General features: G+C 71.3%; 2 protein-coding genes and 1 pseudogene. All 3 read left to right on the top strand.

Features of this window, described 5'->3' with window-relative positions:
* A pseudogene (locus tag IE136_RS24705) lies at positions 1–183 on the top strand (DEAD/DEAH box helicase); the annotation flags it as partial.
* 65 nt (positions 184–248) lie between these two features.
* Positions 249–506 (top strand): CBS domain-containing protein, encoded by a 258-nt coding sequence (locus tag IE136_RS24700; protein WP_158991796.1) that lies wholly within the window; start codon positions 249–251, stop codon positions 504–506.
* Positions 507–546: 40 nt separating this feature from the next.
* A partial coding sequence (locus tag IE136_RS24695; protein WP_189601440.1) for an SCO5918 family protein occupies positions 547–837 on the top strand: 291 nt, incomplete at its 3' end.

Genomic DNA, 837 nt, shown 5'->3' with positions numbered 1-837 from the left:
GACGAGGCCCTGAACCGGATCACCGGCGCACAGACCCCCTCCGGCATCCCCGTCGTCATCACCGCACCCGTCGCCGAACGCCCCAAGCGCAGCGCCTCCGCCCGCCCGCGGCGCAACCGCCCGTCCCGGACCACCGCCCGCCGGACGGCCCAGCGGCGTACCACCTACGACCCGGCGGCGTAGAACCCTCGCACTCCTCGTCAGAACGACGACGCCCCCATTCTCCGCACTCTCCGCAGGAGGCCTTCGTGACACCGGTTTCTTCGCAGTTCCGCCCCGCGACCACCCAGGACGAGTCCGGACCGCAGGTCGGTGACTACATGACCGTCGAGGTGGCCCTGTCGGTGATGGCCGGTGCCCGCGCCGGGCATCTGATCGTCCGCGACGACGACGGGCGCCGCACCGGCCTGGTCACCCGCGCTCAGCTGACCGCCGTCCGTGACGGCTCCACGTACACGGACCGGATCCGCCTGCGCGAGCTCGCCGACGCCCGCCTCTCCCACTGAACCATCGGGAACCCTTCCCGCCTTCCCCTGTGAGGCCGCATTGCGCTGTGTCATCGCCCGCTTCCCGTTCGACCTGACCAAGAACGACGTCCTGGAATCGATGAAGGGCGTCAAGCCCGAGCCGATCACCGGCGAGTCCGTGATCATCGGTCGCCGCTCCTACCCCGTCAAGCAGGTGGGCGAGGTCATCACCCGCCAGGACCGCCGTGATTTCACCGCAGGCGAGGTCGTCCGGGCCATGACGCTCCTCGGCTTCACCTGCCGCCCCTTCCCCGGCGGCGGGTCCGCGTCGGCGGCCACGGCCACGGCCGTACCCACGCACGCGCACGTC

Source organism: Streptomyces lateritius, assembly GCF_014649715.1.
Classification (GTDB): domain Bacteria; phylum Actinomycetota; class Actinomycetes; order Streptomycetales; family Streptomycetaceae; genus Streptomyces; species Streptomyces lateritius.
The sequence above is the reverse complement of the archived record's forward strand: the minus strand, read 5'-3'. Positions and strand labels throughout refer to the sequence as shown.